This is a genomic window from Acidovorax sp. Leaf73 (assembly GCF_916855635.1).
GTDB classification, from domain to species: Bacteria; Pseudomonadota; Gammaproteobacteria; order Burkholderiales; family Burkholderiaceae_C; genus Acidovorax; species Acidovorax facilis.
This window is the reverse complement of sequence record NZ_CAKASI010000001.1, coordinates 937,307-954,002: the sequence shown is the minus strand read 5'-3', so window position 1 is coordinate 954,002 and position 16,696 is coordinate 937,307. Positions and strand designations below refer to the sequence as shown.

At 67.0% G+C, this 16,696-nt stretch carries 12 protein-coding genes; 8 read left to right on the top strand and 4 right to left on the bottom strand.

The window, feature by feature from the left end; translation table 11 throughout:
- Positions 1-6 precede the first annotated feature (6 nt).
- On the bottom strand, positions 7-783 hold the full coding sequence (locus LPA35_RS04460) for a carbon-nitrogen hydrolase family protein (protein ID WP_218301075.1): 777 nt from the start codon (positions 781-783) through the stop codon (positions 7-9).
- A 73-nt stretch (positions 784-856) separates the two neighbouring features.
- Positions 857-2,245: a phosphomannomutase/phosphoglucomutase gene (locus LPA35_RS04455; protein WP_218301074.1), complete on the bottom strand. Its 1,389-nt coding sequence runs from the start codon at positions 2,243-2,245 to the stop codon at positions 857-859.
- 157 nt (positions 2,246-2,402) lie between these two features.
- Between LPA35_RS04455 and LPA35_RS04450 the strand changes: the two genes are divergently transcribed.
- The 5 genes from LPA35_RS04450 (at position 2,403) to LPA35_RS04430 (ending at position 10,190) form a co-directional block, all read left to right on the top strand.
- Positions 2,403-3,986: a DNA-3-methyladenine glycosylase 2 family protein gene (locus tag LPA35_RS04450; protein ID WP_228895320.1), complete on the top strand. Its 1,584-nt coding sequence runs from the start codon at positions 2,403-2,405 to the stop codon at positions 3,984-3,986.
- 65 nt (positions 3,987-4,051) lie between these two features.
- Positions 4,052-4,609 carry a methylated-DNA--[protein]-cysteine S-methyltransferase gene (locus LPA35_RS04445; RefSeq protein ID WP_228895318.1) on the top strand — a complete coding sequence of 186 codons (558 nt, stop codon included), beginning with the start codon at positions 4,052-4,054 and terminating at the stop codon, positions 4,607-4,609.
- Positions 4,606-5,532 carry a DMT family transporter gene (locus tag LPA35_RS04440; RefSeq protein ID WP_055401926.1) on the top strand — a complete coding sequence of 309 codons (927 nt, stop codon included), beginning with the start codon at positions 4,606-4,608 and terminating at the stop codon, positions 5,530-5,532. Before LPA35_RS04445 ends, LPA35_RS04440 begins: the two co-directional genes overlap by 4 nt.
- Before the next feature lie 154 nt (positions 5,533-5,686).
- Positions 5,687-9,505: an EAL domain-containing protein gene (locus LPA35_RS04435; protein ID WP_228895315.1), complete on the top strand. Its 3,819-nt coding sequence runs from the start codon at positions 5,687-5,689 to the stop codon at positions 9,503-9,505.
- Between the two features lie 136 nt (positions 9,506-9,641).
- Positions 9,642-10,190, top strand: a complete 549-nt coding sequence (locus LPA35_RS04430; RefSeq protein ID WP_055401930.1) for a hypothetical protein — start codon at positions 9,642-9,644, stop codon at positions 10,188-10,190.
- A 75-nt stretch (positions 10,191-10,265) separates the two neighbouring features.
- Here the strand turns inward: LPA35_RS04430 and LPA35_RS04425 are convergent, their stop codons facing one another.
- Positions 10,266-12,200: a propionate--CoA ligase gene (locus LPA35_RS04425; RefSeq protein WP_255669573.1), complete on the bottom strand. Its 1,935-nt coding sequence runs from the start codon at positions 12,198-12,200 to the stop codon at positions 10,266-10,268.
- Between the two features lie 274 nt (positions 12,201-12,474).
- On the opposite strand from LPA35_RS04425, the gene LPA35_RS04420 reads away from it, so the two are divergent.
- The 3 genes from LPA35_RS04420 to LPA35_RS04410 are packed head-to-tail and all read left to right on the top strand — an operon-like array spanning position 12,475 to position 15,776.
- Positions 12,475-13,443 carry a chromate resistance protein ChrB domain-containing protein gene (locus LPA35_RS04420; protein WP_228895310.1) on the top strand — a complete coding sequence of 323 codons (969 nt, stop codon included), beginning with the start codon at positions 12,475-12,477 and terminating at the stop codon, positions 13,441-13,443.
- Positions 13,440-14,813 carry a chromate efflux transporter gene (gene chrA / locus LPA35_RS04415; protein WP_228895307.1) on the top strand — a complete coding sequence of 458 codons (1,374 nt, stop codon included), beginning with the start codon at positions 13,440-13,442 and terminating at the stop codon, positions 14,811-14,813. Before LPA35_RS04420 ends, chrA begins: the two co-directional genes overlap by 4 nt.
- Before the next feature lie 33 nt (positions 14,814-14,846).
- Positions 14,847-15,776: a Fe-Mn family superoxide dismutase gene (locus LPA35_RS04410; RefSeq protein ID WP_228895305.1), complete on the top strand. Its 930-nt coding sequence runs from the start codon at positions 14,847-14,849 to the stop codon at positions 15,774-15,776.
- A 201-nt stretch (positions 15,777-15,977) separates the two neighbouring features.
- On the opposite strand, the gene LPA35_RS04405 is transcribed toward LPA35_RS04410, so the two are convergent.
- Positions 15,978-16,607: a hypothetical protein gene (locus LPA35_RS04405; RefSeq protein WP_228895303.1), complete on the bottom strand. Its 630-nt coding sequence runs from the start codon at positions 16,605-16,607 to the stop codon at positions 15,978-15,980.
- Positions 16,608-16,696 lie beyond the last annotated feature (89 nt).

Sequence of the window (16,696 nt, the reverse complement as noted above, 5' to 3'; positions counted from 1 at the left end):
AGCGGATCAGCCGACCAGCTCCACCACCCCGCCCGTCCAGCCGCTGTCGCCCCGTGCCGCCCACACCAGGCTGGGGCTGTCATCGGGCGCGGCTGCCACGCAGTGGCCACCGGGTGCCCAGAAGGCGCTGCGACCCGCGCTCACGTAGCCGCCAGAGGGCCCGCTGTAGTTGGCCACCAGCACTGCCATGTCGTGGTCACGGGCATAGCCTTGCAGCAGAGCCGATTCGGCCCCATAGGCCTTCTCGGAAATCAGCACGCCCGCCGCGTAGAGCGCGGCTCCCGCATTGCTGGCGGCCATTGCGTGTTCGGGATGGGTGATGTCGGCACACACGGCCAGCGCCGTGGGTTCACCGGCCAGCAACAGCACCTGGGCGTCGTCGGTGCCAGCACTGGCGAACCGCTCCTCGCTCGGGTGCAGGTGGCGCTTGCGGTACAGCGCCACACTGCCGTCGGCCCCGAGCACCCAGGCGCCAATGGCGGGCAAGGCGCCCGCCACCACCGGCGCAGCCGGGGCGCCCACCACCAGGGTGATGCCATGTTGCTGAGCAGACTGCCGCAAGGGAGCCAGCGCGGGATGGTCGGCCGACAGCACGTTGGCCGCCAGCAGGTTCGGTTCATACCCCGTGAGCGACAGCTCGGGAAACACCAGCACCAGCACACGTTCGTGCACCGCCGCCCGCACGAAGGCCAGGTGCGTTTGCACGTTGCGCGCCACATCACCCGGCGCCGAGGGCGACTGGGCAGCGGCAACACGCAAGGGGGTGGACAGTGACGGTTTCATGCGGGGCGGTTCAACAACAAATACAGAAAGAGGGGCACAGAAAGAGGGGCGCGGCGGGTTCGACGATACGGCGTCAGTGGCTGGCGGCGCCGACGTGCGCATCGGGCTTGACCCGGTGCAGCAGGGCCAGCATGGCCGCTTCGATGCGGGCCAGGGCCTCGGTGGTGTGGCCCTCAAAGCGCAGCACCAGCACCGGCGTGGTGTTGCTGGCGCGGATCAGGCCAAAACCGTCGGGCCAGTCCACGCGCAGGCCATCGATGGTGCTGATCTGAGAGGGCGCGGCAAAGGTCTCTGCAGCCAGGGCCTGCAGCTCGGCCGTGAGGCGGTGGGGTTCGCCCTCGGCGCAGGCCACGTTCAGCTCGGGGGTGGAGAAACTGGTGGGCAGCGCGTTGAGCACGGCGCTCGGGTCGGTGGACTTGCTCAGGATTTCCAGCAGGCGGCAGCCCGCGTAGGTGCCGTCGTCAAAGCCGTACCAGCGCTCCTTGAAGAAGATGTGGCCGCTCATCTCGCCGCCCAGCGGGGAGTGGGTCTCCTTCATGCGGGCCTTGATGAGCGAGTGGCCGGTCTTGAACATCACCGGCACGCCGCCAGCGGCCGCAATGGCAGGCGCCAGGCGCTGGGTGCACTTCACGTCAAAGATGATCTCGCCGCCGGGCACGCGCGAGAGCACGTCTTGCGCAAACAGCATCATCTGGCGGTCGGGGAAGATGTTGGTGCCGTCCTTGGTCACGATCCCCAAGCGGTCGCCGTCGCCGTCAAACGCCAGGCCCAGCTCGGCGTCGCTGGCCTTCAGGGCCTCGATCAAGTCACGCAGGTTCTCGGGCTTGCTCGGGTCGGGGTGGTGGTTGGGGAAGTTGCCATCCACCTCGGAGAACAGCTCGATCACTTCGCAGCCCAGGGCGCGGAAGATGTCCGGCGCCGAGGCGCCCGCGATGCCGTTGCCGCAGTCCACCACGATCTTGATCGGGCGGGCCAGTTTCACATCGCCCACGATGCGTTCGCGGTACGCGGGCAGCACGTCCACATGGCGCACCGAGCCGCCGGGCAGCAGCTGCCAGGTTTCCTGCTCCATGGTGCGGCGAAGCTGCTGGATCTCTTCGCCATAGATGGCGCGGCCGTTCAGCACCATCTTGAAGCCGTTGTAGTCCCTGGGGTTGTGGCTGCCGGTGACCTGGATGCCGCTGGCACACAGCGTGCTGGCTGCAAAGTACAGCAGCGGCGTGGTCACCAGGCCCACATCGACCACCTCAATGCCCGCCTCCACCAGCCCCTGGATCAGCGCACCCGAGATAGCCGGGCCCGACAGGCGCCCGTCGCGCCCCACCGCCACGGTGGTCTGCCCCTCGGCGCGGGCTGCCGTGCCAAAGGCCCGGCCCAGGCCGAGCGCAACTTCTTCGTTGAGCGTGGACGGCACAATGCCGCGGATATCGTAGGCTTTGAAAATGGCGGGTGTGGGCTGCACGCAGGGGCCTTTCGCGTAGGGAGTTGGGCTGTTTTCGGAAGTCCGCTGCATTGTAGGCGCGCCCTCCGGGGGTACTGGGGGCAAACCCTCGCGTTGGGCTGAGGCACATGTCCGAAAACGGCCAGTGAAAACACCCCCGGCTCCTATGATCCAGCCCATGAATCCGCCCTCCCCCCCCACCCCACCCGTTGCCCAGGCACCTGACACCGCCTTGGACGAAGGCCGCTACCTGGCGGTGCTGGCGCGGGATGCACGGTTTGACGGGCATTTTTTCACGGCGGTGACCTCCACCGGCATCTATTGCCGACCCGTGTGCGCCGTGCGCACGCCCCGGCGCGAGAACTGCCGCTTTTTTGTGCTGGCCGCGCAGGCTGAGAACGCGGGCTTTCGGCCCTGCCTGCGCTGCCGGCCCGAGCTGGCGCCGCAGGCGCTGGTGTGGTCGGTGCAGGACGCCAGTGGCATCCTGGTGCAGCAGGCCGTGCGCCTGCTGGATGCGCCCGACCTGTGGCCCGCCCCATCCGCACCGGGCGAAGGCAGCGCCACCGTGGCCCGGCTGGCCGAGCGCCTGGGCGTGAGCGACCGGCACCTGCGCCGCATTTTTGAGGCGGCCCTGGGCGTATCGCCGCTGCAATACCTGCAGACGCGCCGGCTGCTGACCGCCAAACAACTGCTCACCGATACCCCCATGCCCGTTACCCAGGTGGCGCTGGCCAGCGGCTTTGCGAGCGTGCGGCGCTTCAATGCGGCGTTCTCGGGGCACTACGGCCTGAACCCCACACAGCTGCGGCGCAGCGGCACCACCGCAGGGGCGCAACCCACCAGCACCTTGCGCCTGGCCTGGCGCCCGCCGTTTGATGTACCTGCGCTGCTGGCCTTTTTTGAACGGCGGCAGTTCCACGGCGTGGAATGGGTGCTGCCGGAGGAGACCACGCTGCGGCGCACGGTGCGTCTGCCCGCTTCCTGCACCGGCCTGCCCGGCGAAACCACGGGATGGTTCAGCGCACGCTTTGACGGGGCCCGCCACCAGGTGCTGCTGCAGACCAGCGACAGCCTGTACCCCGTGTTGCCGCTCGTGATCCGCCGCGTGCGCGCCATGCTCGACCTGGACGCCGACCCCGCGGCCATCAACGCTGTGCTGCACCCGCACTTCCCCCAGGGCGACGGCCTGCGCGTGCCCGGTGCGTTCGACGGCTTTGAGCTGGCCGTGCGCGCCGTGCTGGGCCAGCAGATCACCGTGGCCGCTGCGCGCACCCTGGGCCAGCGGCTGGTGGAGCGGCTGGGTGAGCCCATCGAAACGCCCTGGCCCGGGCTGAACCGCCTGTTCCCCACCGCTGCCACGCTGGCAGTGGCCGACGGCGACACCCTGGGCCAGCTGGGCATCGTGCGCCAGCGCCAGGCTGCCATTGTGGCGCTGGCCCGCGCCGTGGATGGCGGCACGCTGGCCTTGCACGCGGGCGCCGACGTGGCCAGCACCACGGCCGCGCTGTGCGCTCTGCCCGGTATTGGCGACTGGACGGCCCAGTACATCGCCATGCGCGTGTTGCGCTGGCCCGATGCGTTTCCGGCCGGGGATGTGGCGCTGCACAAGGCCCTGGGCGTGCAGGGGCACAAGAACCCGGCCCGCGCCGCAGGCGAGGCCTCGCAGGCCTGGCGGCCCTGGCGCAGTTACGCGGTGCTGCGCGCCTGGGCAGCGGGCACCCCGGCGGGTGCCGTGCCACCAGTTCCATCACTATCAAAGTAGGAGCTGCTGGCGCTTATCCATCAAGCGCTGGAGGCCAATTTCATCTAAAAATCGTTCATTCAGTCATGCAATTTCACCCCCACACCGTGCAAATGCGCACCTCCACCGCGCTGGGGCCCGTGCGCCTGGCGGCGTCGCCCGCCGGCTTGGTCGGCGTCTGGTTTGAAGGCCAGCGCCACGAGCCCAGCCAGCGGCTTCATGGCCCCACGGCCTGGGCTGACACGGCAAGCCACCCCGTGCTGGAGGAAGCCGCCCACCAGCTCCAGCAGTACTTCGCCGGGCAACGTGCGGGGTTTGACCTGCCGCTGGACCTTTCGGGTGGCACGCCGTTTCAGCAGGCTGTGTGGCGTGCTTTGCTGGCCATCGGCCGGGGTGCCACCACCAGCTACGGCGCCTTGAGCCGCCAGCTGGGCCGCCCCCTGGCCGTGCGCGCAGTGGGCGCCGCCGTGGGGCGCAACCCGATCAGCGTGGTGGTGCCCTGCCACCGCGTGGTGGGATCGGACGGCAGCCTGACGGGCTATGCCGGTGGCCTTGATCGCAAAGCGGTCTTGCTGACGCTGGAAAATGCGCTGCCCTCCACCTCCCCCAGCGCACCCAACGCTTTCCGCAAAGGACATGCATGAACAGCCCCGGCAACCAGCCCGTTTCCACCTGGATCGGCGAATTCATCTTGCTGGCGGCGCTGTGGGGCGCGTCCTTTCTGTTCATGCGGCTGGGTGCGTCCGACTTCGGCCCTCTGCCCACGGCCGGGCTGCGCGTGGCGCTGGCCACGGTGTTCCTGTGGCCCATCATGCTGCGCCAGGGCCACTGGCCTGCGCTGCGCCAGCACTGGCGGCCCATCCTGTTTGCGGGGGTCATCAATTCGGCCATTCCATTTGCGCTGTTTTCCTGGGCTGTGCTGCACATTGCCACGGGCCTGACCTCCATCCTCAACGCCACCGTGCCGCTGTTTGGCGCGCTGGTGGCCTGGATGTGGCTGGGTGACCGCATCAACCGCCTGCGCTGGGCGGGCCTGGCGCTCGGTTTTGTGGGAGTGGCGCTGCTGGCCTGGCGTGCGCCAGCGGGCACCGGGTTCAAGAGTGACAGCGCCGAATGGGCCATTGCCGCCTGCCTGTTGGCTTCGAGCTTCTACGGGCTGTCGGCCAGCTTTGCACGGCGCTACCTCACGGGCATTCCACCGCTGGCCACCGCTACCGGCAGCCAGCTGGGCGCGGCGCTGGGACTGGCCCTGCCCACGCTGTGGTTCTGGCCTGCGCAGATGCCAGGCCTGCGCGCCTGGGGCGCCATCATTGCCATTGCGGTGCTGTGCACGGGCATTGCCTACATCCTGTACTTTCGCCTCATCGCCAGTGCCGGCCCCAGCCGGGCGCTGGCCGTGACCTTCATAACCCCCGTGTTTGCGGTTTTGTACGGCACGGTCTTCCTGGGCGAACGCATCACGCCCTGGATGGTGGGCTGCGCCGTGGTCATCGTGTGCGGCACATTGTTGTCAACCGGACTTATCAGGACACTCAGGCCCGCCCTGCCCGCCTCAGAACGGCCCTAAACTTGGCCCATGGGGTTTTCTTCGGGCTTTTGCCATCTGACCAAGTCCGTCAACGGCACCGGGCGCTGTACTGCCACACACATCCCCGGCCGCTCCCCCTGCAACTCCTGGCCTGCGGCTACCCCGCCGCAATTGGCTTGCCCAGGGGTTTTCCATGGGTAACAACACCCTTTTGGCCGCCACAGCGCTGATGTCGCTGCTGCTGGTGCTTGCCTGGCTGCCGCCGCGCGAGTCCTTGCACCCGTCGCGCCGCACCTTGCTGCTGCTGGGGTTGGCAGGCGGCCTCGTTTCCTGGATTTCTTTTGAGGCGCTGCGCTGGAACGCCCCTGAGCTGCGGGTGGTGGCCTACCCCACGGTGGCGGCGTTTCTGGCGCTCTTTTTCAGGTTTCCGGCGGCCATCATTGCGGCGCTCATGGCCCTGGTGGCGGCGGTGGGTACTGATGTGTCCGATGCGGTGCCAGCCGTTGCCGTGCTGGGCGTGTCGGTGGCCACGGGGTTGTTGTGGCGCCATGTGGGGGCACGCCTGCAGGTGCCCAAATGGGCTGCACTGATCGGCCTGACGCTGACCCTGCCCCTGGCCGTGTCTGGCAGCCTGTGGGCCACCGACGGCGCATCCGACATGGCGCGAAGCCTGCCATGGCACCACGGCGCCGGGGTGCTGATGCTGGGCGTGGGCCGGTTGCTGCTGGCCAACGGAGCACGCTCCGAGCTTTCACGCAGCGACATCCAGCAAGCCCTTGCACAACAAGAGCGCAGGCTGCGCCTGGTGCTCGACTCCATGGGTGGCGGGCACTGGGAGTGGGATGTGGTGCAGCGCCAGTTCCGCTGCCACGGCAGCTTCTACGACACCTTCGGCATCACCGCCGCCGATCTGGAGGCGCCAGACCTGTGGCAGCGCTGGTATGCCCGGCGCCACCCGCAGGATGCCGAGCGCAATGCGGCCAGGCTGGCGCGGGCCATGGACGGGCTGGAAGACAGCTACGAAGCCGAATTCAGGGTGATGGACACCGAGGGCCGCTGGCACTGGCTCATGTCGCGCGGCACGGTGGCCACGCGCGACGCCCAGAACCGGCCGACCAGCCTCATTGGCATGGACGTGGACATCACCGCCCACCGCGCGGCCGAAGATGCGCTGCGCTCGTCCGAGGCCAAGTACACGACCTTCTACCAGACGCTGCCCGACCCCGCAGGCATCTCGCGCATCTCGGACGGCCGCTACATCGACGTGAACCCCGCATTCTGCGAGGTGCTGGGGCGCCCGCGCGAGGAGGTGATCGGCCGCACATCGACCGAGCTGAACATCTGGGCCTCTGAACAGGAACGCAAGCGGCTGGTGGAGACCTTCCGCCGCGACGGCAAGGTGGACCGCCTGCCGCTGGTTGCGCAGCGCGAGGGCGGACGCATCCCGGGACTGATGTCGGCACGCTCCGTGCTTGTGGATGGCGAAAACTGTTTTGTGTTCGTTTTCCATGACATGACCGAAGCCCACCGCGCCAGTGACGAGCTGCGGGCCCTCAACGGCCTGCTGCAGCAGGCCGGCCGCCTGGCCCGGCTGGGTGCCTGGGAGGACGAGCGCGGCAAGGGCCTGGTCTACTGGTCAGACGTGTGTTTTGACATCCACGGCCTGCCCCCCGGTTCGCCGCTGCCCCACGACTACATCGACCGCCATGTGGCGCCCGCCTACCGCGAAACGCTGCGCGCCAACTTCCGCTTGAGCATTCTGGAGCGCCGCGAGTGGAGTATGGAGATCGAGGTGCTGCACACCGACGGTCGGCTGGTGTGGGTGCGCGCCATGGGCGAGCCGGTGATCGAAAACGGGCGCGTGACCCGCGTACGCGGCGTGATGCAGGACATCGACGAGGCCAAGCGCGCCGAGCAGCGCCTGCGCCAGTCCGAAGAGCGTTTCTCGCGCATCTTTCAGCTCATGCCCTACCCCATGGGCCTGTCGCACCGCCGCGACGGACGCTATGTGGACATCAACCCCGCCTGGGTGGACATGCTGGGCATCCCGCGCGAGGAGGCCATCGGCCGTACTGCGGTCGAGCTGGGCATCTTCACCGCGCACGACCGCGAAAAGCTGATTGCGGAGGTGGAGCGCTCGGGCCACCTGAGCAGCTACGAGGTCAACCTGAATGTGCGTGGCGGCCCACCCCGCACCGTGCTGCAGTCCATGCGCGCCACCGAATTCGATGGCGAGCCGTGCTGGCTGTTCTCGGTGCACGACATCACCGACCGCAAACGCAACGAAGAGCAGGTGCGGGAACGCGAGGAACTGCTCTCGCTCACCATCTCGGCGGCATCGTTGGGCCTGTGGGACTGGAATTTGCACACAGGCACCGTCACCGGCGACAGCCGCTGGCACGCCATGCGAGGCCTGGACACGCCCCACACCCCACTGGCCTCCACGCAGTGGACCGCCGGCATTGCCCCCGACGACATCGACCGCATCACCAGCGAACTGGCCCGCCACACCACCCACCCCGGCACCCCGTTCGACGCCACCTGGCGTGTGAACCAGCAGGGCGACCCCGCCCGCTGGCTGCGCAACCTGGGCAAGATCGTGGGCTTCGATGCGGCGGGCCGCCCCGCACGCATGCTGGGCGTGGCCATTGACGTCACGCCCCAGCGCGAGCAAGAGGTTCTGCTGCAGCGGCTGGCCCTGTTTGACGCCCTCACGGGCCTTCCCAACCGCGTGCTGCTGGCCCGCAAGCTGCAGGAGTGCATGGACCAGGCGCGCCAGAACGGTCGGCAACTGGGTGTGGCCTACCTGGACCTGGACGGCTTCAAGCCCGTCAACGACCGCCTGGGCCACGGCGCGGGCGACCGCCTGCTGGTGGTGGTGGGTGGCCGCCTCACACGCGCGCTGCGCCCGCTGGACACGGTGGCGCGCCTGGGCGGCGACGAGTTCGTGATCCTCATGCCCGACCTTGAATCCGTGGGCGACTGCGAGCGCATGCTGCACCGGGTGATGGACAACATCTCAGCGCCCTACACACTCGACACCGAGCGTGTGGTGGTCACTGCCAGCATCGGCTACACCGTGTTCCCGCAGGATGACGCCGACGCCGACGCCCTGCTGCGCCACGCCGACCAGGCCATGTACGCCGCCAAGCAGGCCGGGCGCAACCGGTTCCACCAGTTCGACGCTGCGCAGGAACGCGCCCTGCAACTGCAGCGCGAACAGGGCCGCCACTTGCGCGAGGCCCTGGCCGCCGCGCAGTTCACGCTGTACCTGCAGCCCAAGGTGGACATGAGGAGTGGGGCCGTGGTGGGTGCCGAAGCGCTGGCGCGCTGGCAGCACCCCGAACGCGGCCTGGTGCCGCCGGGCGAGTTCTTGCCCCTGCTGGAGGGCACCGAGCTGGAAATCGACTTTGGAGAATGGGTGGTCGAAGCCGCACTCACCGTGCTGGCGCAACTGCAGGCACACGGACTGCACCTGCCGCTGAGCATCAACATCGCCGCCCAGCACCTGCAAAACCCAGACTTTGCCGACTGGATGGCCCGGTGCATCGCCCGCCACCCAGGCGTACCCGGCCACCTGGTGGAAATCGAAATCACCGAAAGCGCCGCCCTCTACGACCTGACCGCCGTGGCGCAAACCCTGACGGCGCTGCGTGCGCTGGGGGTGGCGGTGTCGCTGGACGACTTTGGCACCGGCTACTCGTCGCTGACCTACCTGCGCCGCCTGCCCATGGACACGCTCAAGATCGACCAGAGTTTTGTGCACGGCATGATGGGCGACCCCGGCGACCTGGCCATCGTGCAGGGGGTCATCGGCCTGGCCCGCTCCTTCGGCTACCGCGTGATTGCCGAAGGCGTGGAAACCATCGAACAAGGCCAGATGCTGCTGCAGCTGGGCTGCATGCAGGCCCAGGGCTACTGTATCGCCCGGCCCATGCCGCTGCAGGATTTCATCGGCTGGACGCCAGGGTGGCAACCGCCGGTGGGGTGGCAGAAAAACCGGCCTGCGTGATTGCGCTCCGGCCGGAGTCTCGCCCCGCTCTGGCCCGGTGCCAGCGCACTGCGCCGATGGCAAAAAATCCGGGCGTTGCGACCGCCAAGGCGGTAAAAATGAATCTCCGTTCTTTTCTTACTATCGGAGGGGTCCCATGAGCGCTTTGACTTTGACCAACAGCACCTCGTACATCGCCCAGTACGTGATTCACCGGGGTGGGCTGGCCCTCGCCCGCCTGCCGGGCCTCGCCCCCGGCGCGACGCTATCCGTCCCGGAGGCCGAAACTTTCGAGATCACGGCCAGCACCATACTGGAAGGCAACACCTATACCTCCGCACCGATAGCAGTCAGTGGTGCAACCCGTTTTCTGGCGCAGGTGAAGCAGCAGCGCGCCCAGCAAACCTACGAATTCGAAGTGGTGACAACACCCAGTAGCGTTGCCAACCAGATGCAATTCGAAAAAACCAGCCTTGGCCCGGTGACCTTCCAGATCACGCACCAAGGTGTGCCAGTGCAAGACGTCGTAGTGCCTGACTCATTCGTGCAGGTCACGGTGGAAATCAGCGATGTCTACTCCGTCTACGCCGTCATCAATGGCATCACGACTGACAGCGTGACCACATCCAATCCCAACGCCACCGTCACAGCAGTGTCCGAAGCGACCGACATGGAGTTTGGCTACTTCACCCTGGTAATCTCCTGAGCCCTGGCGTGCCAAGCCCCACGCGAACAGCACGGAGGCCTTTGCACGGAGCCCACTGCGGGTGGAAAAGGCTCGTCACCCCACCAGGTCCTTCACCTGTTGCAGCGCCGCCGGGTCTTCCATCGTCGTCAAGTCACCCGGGTCGCGCCGCTCGGCGACGGCCTGGAGCGCGCGGCGCAGCAGTTTGCCGCTGCGGGTCTTGGGCAGCACGGTCACGAAGTACACACGCGACGGCCGGGCCACGGCGCCGAGCTGGTGGTCCACCTGCTTCATCACTTCGCCTTCGAGCTTGAGGCGCGCCGCATCGTCCGTGAGGCCCGACGCATCGCGTGCCACGGCAAATGCCATGGCGACCTGGCCCTTCAGGCTGTCGGCGACGCCCACCACGGCCACTTCGGCGATGTTGGGGTGGGAGGCAATGCTCTCCTCGATCTCGCGCGTGCCCAGGCGGTGGCCTGCCACGTTGATCACGTCGTCCGTGCGGCCCAGGATGAAGTGGTAGCCGTCGGCGTCGCGGATGCCCCAGTCGAAGGTGCTGTAGATCAGCCGACCGGGAATGCTCTTCCAATAGGTGTTCACAAAACGTGCATCGTCGCGCCACACGGTCTGCATGCAGCCGGGGGGCAGCGGGCCCTCGATGGCGACCACGCCTTTCTGGTTGGGGGCGGTCAGCTCTTCGCCGTTGCTCTCGTCGATCAGCTTGACGTGGTAGCCGTACATGGCCTTGCCGGGGCTGCCAAAGCGCGTGGTCTGCTGCTCCACGCCATTGGCCAGCGTCAGGATGGGCCAGCCGGTTTCGGTCTGCCAGTAGTTATCGATGATGGGAACCTGCAGCGCGTCGCTGATCCACTGGGCCGTGGGCTCGTCCAGCGGCTCGCCCGCCAGCCACAGGGCCTTGAGGGTGGAGACGTTGTACTTCCTGAGCCAGCTGGCGTCCTGCTTCTTGAGCACCCGCACCGCCGTGGGTGCCGAGAACATGTGGGTGACCTGGTACTTTTCGACAATGCTCCACCACACACCGGCATCGGGTCGCGTGGGCAAGCCTTCGTACATGATGGTCGTCATTCCCGCGATCAGCGGGCCATAGACGATGTAGCTGTGACCCACCACCCAGCCGATGTCGCTGGTCGCAAAGTAGGTGTCACCCGCTTTGGCATCAAAGATGTGCTTCATGCTGGCGGCCAGCGCCACGGTGTAGCCACCGGTGTCGCGCTGCACGCCCTTTGGTTTGCCCGTGGTGCCGCTGGTGTACAGCGTGTAGCTAGGGTGGGTGGACTCCACCCATTCGCACGGCACCACGGTGTTCAGGTGATGCTCGCGCAGCGGCGCCCATTCATGGTCGCGGCCCGGCTGCAGGTGCATGGGGGCCAAGCCGCGGTTCACCATGAGTACAGCGGCGGGCTTGTGTTTGGAGAGCGCAATGGCATCGTCCAGCAATGGCTTGTAAGGCACCACCTTGCCACCGCGCGACCCGGCATCGGCGCTGACCACAGCCACGGGTTCGGCGTCTTCGATGCGCGAAGCCAGCGAGCCCGAGGCAAAGCCGCCAAACACCACCGAATGCAGCGCCCCAATGCGCACGCAGGCCAGCATGGCAAAGGCGGCTTCGGCAATCATGGGCATGTAGATGAGCACGCGGTCGCCCTTCTTCACCCCCAGGCTCTGCAACACGGCTGCCATGCGCTGCACTTCAGCATGCAGCTCGGCAAAGCTGTAGCTGCGCTCGGTATCGGTTTCGGTCGAAATGGCCACCAGCGCCGCTTGGCTGGCGCGCGTGGCCAGGTGCCGGTCTACTGCGTTGTGGCACAGGTTGGTGGTGCCGCCCACAAACCATTTGGCAAAGGGCGGGTTGCTGTAGTCGCACACCTGCTGGGGCTGCGTCTTCCAGTCGATCAGCTGCGCCTGTTCGCTCCAGAAGGCGTCGCGGTGGTCGATGGACTGGCGGTAGAAATCAGCGTAAGCGGTCATTGTGGGGGTCTCCTCGGCATCTCTCTCGGCCTGCCAAGACAGCAGGTTTTGAATTCATAATTATTCATAACGGGCTTGCGGCAAACTGACGCAGGGCTTGGCATCGGCCCTGAATCCACTTACACGGCGCCACATCTCCATGGACAAAAGCGACTGCCGCCCTGCATTGGGCGCTGTTCCTGTGTACCGGATGCCTTTTCGTCTGCACCGCTCCCTTGTATGACCAGAAGCACCCGGCATGCAAGGAATCTTTGGTGATGACGATTTTTGAAATAGAAATAACTATTTCACTACTTAATGCATATACTTCAATGTCATGTGGTCCACCCTCATCATGACGCTGCCGACGCAGCCCAACGCCGTGCGGCTGCGCATCTGGCGCAATCTCAAGGCACTGGGTTGCGCCGCCCTGCGCGACGGCGCCTACCTGTTGCCTGAAGAACACGCGGGCCTGCTGGCCCCCATTGCCACCGAGGTGCGAGAACACGGCGGGACGGCCATGCTGCTGACTCTTACTGCGCCGGACAGCGCACAGCGCCAGGAGATCGAAGCGTTGTTCGACCGCACAGAAGCCTTCACTCAGTGGCGCGACACGGCCACCGCCTTGCAGGCGGAGCTGGCACAGCTCACGGAAACCGAAGCGCGCCGCCGCTTGCGTGGCATTGCCGACGCCCTGCAGGCCTTGCACCGCACCGACTACTACCCCAGCGGCGCCGCCGCGCAGGCCGATGCCGACCTGGCCACCCTGCGGCAGGCCCTGGACGCCTGCTTTTCACGCGGGGAGCCCGCCGCCCTGCCCGCCCATGGCATCAAGCGCCTTGACACCGCCCAGTTCCAGAACCAGCGCTGGGCGACGCGGGCGCGGCCCTGGGTGGACCGCCTGGCCTGCGCCTGGCTGATCCGCCGATTCGTCGACACGGGTGCGCGTTTTGTGTGGCTGGCCGATCCGGCATCGCCGCCTGCTGATGTCCTGGGCTTTGACTTTGACGGCGCCCGGTTTACCCACGTGGGTGCCCTGGTGACCTTCGAGGTGCTCATTGCCAGCTTCGGGCTCGAAGTCGACCCCCGCCTGCAGCGCCTAGCCCGCGCCGTGCACTACCTGGACACCGGCGGCATGCCCGTGCCCGAAGCCGCCGGGCTGGAGGCCGTGCTGGCTGGCCTGCGCGAAGTGCATGCCGATGACGATGCCCTCGCCCAGGCCGCCGCGCAGGTGTTCGACGCGTTGTATGCCGTGCCGCCCACCCATCCATCTTCCCAGGCTCCGCTGACCAGCGCCGCACCATGACTACCCTCACCCCTGCGCCCACCCCCTCCGCCCTGGACCGCCCCACCCCGGTAAGCTTTGGCGAGGCGTTCCTGTTCTGGCTCAAGCTCGGTTTCATCAGCTTTGGCGGGCCTGCGGGCCAGATTGCGATCATGCATGCCGAGCTGGTGGAGCGCCGCCGCTGGATCAGCGAAAAGCGATTTCTGCACGCCCTCAACTACTGCATGCTGCTGCCCGGCCCCGAGGCGCAGCAGCTGGCCACCTACATCGGCTGGCTCATGCACCGCACCTGGGGCGGCATCGTGGCCGGGGCGCTGTTTGTGCTGCCTTCGCTCTTCATCCTGATCGCGCTGTCGTGGGTGTACCTGCGGTTTGGCGATGTGCCGGTGGTGGCGGGCATCTTCTATGGCATCAAACCCGCCGTGACCGCACTGGTGCTGCACGCAGCACACCGCATTGGCACGCGGGCTCTCAAGAACCGCTGGATGTGGGGCATCGCTGCCGCATCGTTTGTGGCCATCTTTGCGTTCGATACGCCCTTCCCTGCCATCGTCCTGACGGCCGGGCTGATAGGCTACTTTGGCGCACAACGCTGGCCTGGCGTGTTTGCCCTCGGAGGCGGCCATGCTGACGGCCACAAGGGCTACGGCCCAGCACTGATCGACGACGACACCCCCACGCCCCCCCACGCCCGCTTCTCGCGCAGCCATCTGGCCAGGGTGCTGGCGGCCGGGCTGGCGCTGTGGCTGGCGGCCATGGCAACGCTGGTCGTCACCCAGGGGGTACATGGCACGCTCACGCAGATGGGCTGGTTCTTTACCAAGGCCGCGCTGGTCACCTTCGGCGGCGCTTATGCCGTGCTGCCGTACGTCTACCAGGGCGCTGTGGAGCAATACCAGTGGCTCAGCGGCCCGCAGATGATCGACGGCCTGGCGCTGGGCGAGACCACGCCCGGCCCGCTGATCATGGTGGTGGCCTTCGTCGGCTTCGTGGGCGGCTGGCTGCAGCAGGTGTGGGGGCCGGAAGCGCTATTTGCCGGCGCCACAGCCGCCGCCGCCGTGGTGACGTTTGTGACCTTTCTGCCCTCGTTTATCTTCATCCTCGCGGGTGGCCCGGCGGTAGAGGCCACCCACGGCAAGCTCGGTTTCACCGCCCCGCTGTCGGCCATCACCGCCGCAGTGGTGGGTGTGATCCTGAACCTGGCGCTGTTTTTTGCCTACCACCTGCTATGGCCCAAGGGTTTTGGCGGGGCGTTTGATGCCGTGTCGGCGGTGATCGCCGTGGGCGCACTGGTGGCGCTGTTCCGCCTCAAGCTGGGGGTGATGCCGCTGCTGGGGCTGTGCGCGGCCGTGGGGTTGGCAGTGACCTTCCTCAAACCCTGGCTGGCCTGAACCGGTTGTCATCCACTTCCCGGGAGTATCCCCATGCAAGCACGTCCCCAAGCCCTTCCCCTTGACCCGGCCACGCTGCCCGGGCTGTCCGAAAGGCTGCTGCGCAGCCACCACCAGAACAACTATGGCGGTGCGGTGGCGCGGCTCAACGCCATCCGGGCGCAGCTCTCGGGGCTGGACTTTGCCTCCACGCCCGGCTTTGTCGTCAACGGACTCAAGCGCGAGGAGCTGATCGCCAGCAATTCGATGCTGTTGCACGAACTGTACTTTGGCAGCCTGGGCGGTGGTGGCGCCGCCCCTGCCCCCGGCATGTTGCTGGCCCTGGCAGCCAGCTTTGGCAGCGCGGAGCGCTGGCGTGAAGAGTTTGTCGCCATGGGCAAGGCACTGGGCGGCGGCTCGGGATGGGTGCTGCTGGTGTTCCAGCCGCGCGATGGCACGCTCGTCAACCAGTGGGCCAGCGACCACACCCAGGCTGCTGCCGGTGGGGTGCCCATCCTCGCGTTGGACATGTATGAACATGCGTACCACCTCGACCACGGCGCTGCAGCGGGCGCGTATGTCGATGCCTTCATGGCCAATATCGACTGGGCTGCCGTGTACGAGCGCTACCAGCGCGCGGTCCACGCCGCCAGCGAGGGCTTGGAGGCATCGGTACAAGACGCGCAGCAGGCACGCCATCGCATCGATGTGCGCCGCGCTGGTGTTTACAACGCCGCCACCACCATCCTGCCCGATGCCCCCTGGGGCGACCCGGCGGCCATCGACGCCTGGGCTGGTGAGCTGCCGACCGACGAAGAGGTGGTGGTGGTGTACTGCGTCTATGGCCACGAGGTCAGCCGTTCCACCGCGTTGCGCCTGCGTGCCGCAGGCATCAAGGCGCGTTTTCTGCAAGGTGGCATCGACGGCTGGATCGCGGCGGGCCAACCGGTGCAAGCCAAAGCCTCAGCATTGCCCACGGGTTGAGCCGGGACTGATTGGACACCCGTCCACAGCTTCGTTGTATCTCTAAAAATGATAGCTATCAGCGCCTGGTGGATATGCGCTAGAGGCAAAAAACACCCCTATTTCTAATCACGGCCCCGTGTGTCGCAATGATCGGCGTTTGGGCCCATTCCATGCGCCATACCTTGGCTCACTCAGAGGCCGCCCAAACCTCTACCCATCTCACGATGCCGGTTCAGCAACCGCCCGGGTGCGCAGCCTGCGCTCATAGGACTCCCGCTCGCTGAAAGCCACAATGCGCCGCCCGCGGTAGTGCGCGTATTCGTCCACAAAGGCCTGCACGCTTGCGTACGGCCCGGCGATGTGGCCTGGGCGTTTGGAATCGGCAAAAAAATAATGCTGCCCGCCCCGTTCGAACGACACCAGCCAGTGTCGGCGCAGCGTGTTGCCGCGCACAGAGACGGGGTCGAACTCGATCATCAGGTAGCGCGGCTGCACGCCGGGTTGCAGGGGTCGCAGCGTCTCCAGCGCAAAACGGGCCACGTCCACACACACGCCGCGGGGGGCTGCAAAAAAGGCGTCAGGCGCCAGGATGGGCATGCGCCCGCTGGCCTGGCGCTGGGTTTCAGACAGCTGCATCGCGCGGTCTGTGTCGTACCGGAACCGCGCGCCAATCCAGGCGTTGATGTCTTCTGGGCTCTGCCAGCGCTGCAGCGCTTCGTCGTATGTCGGCGCGTCGATGAATGGGCCACGCGGGGCAAACGCCGCCTTGGGGGCGTCGGAGTTGGGATCCGCGGCCTGTGGGACTGCACTGCAGCCACTGAGCGCCGCCAACGTCGTGAACGTCGCCAATAGCCATGCACACGACGTAAAGAACGGCCGCCTCGCCCCTTCAGGCGCCGCGCGGCGCAAGTTGACCCAAAAATCAGGGGAAGACGAAG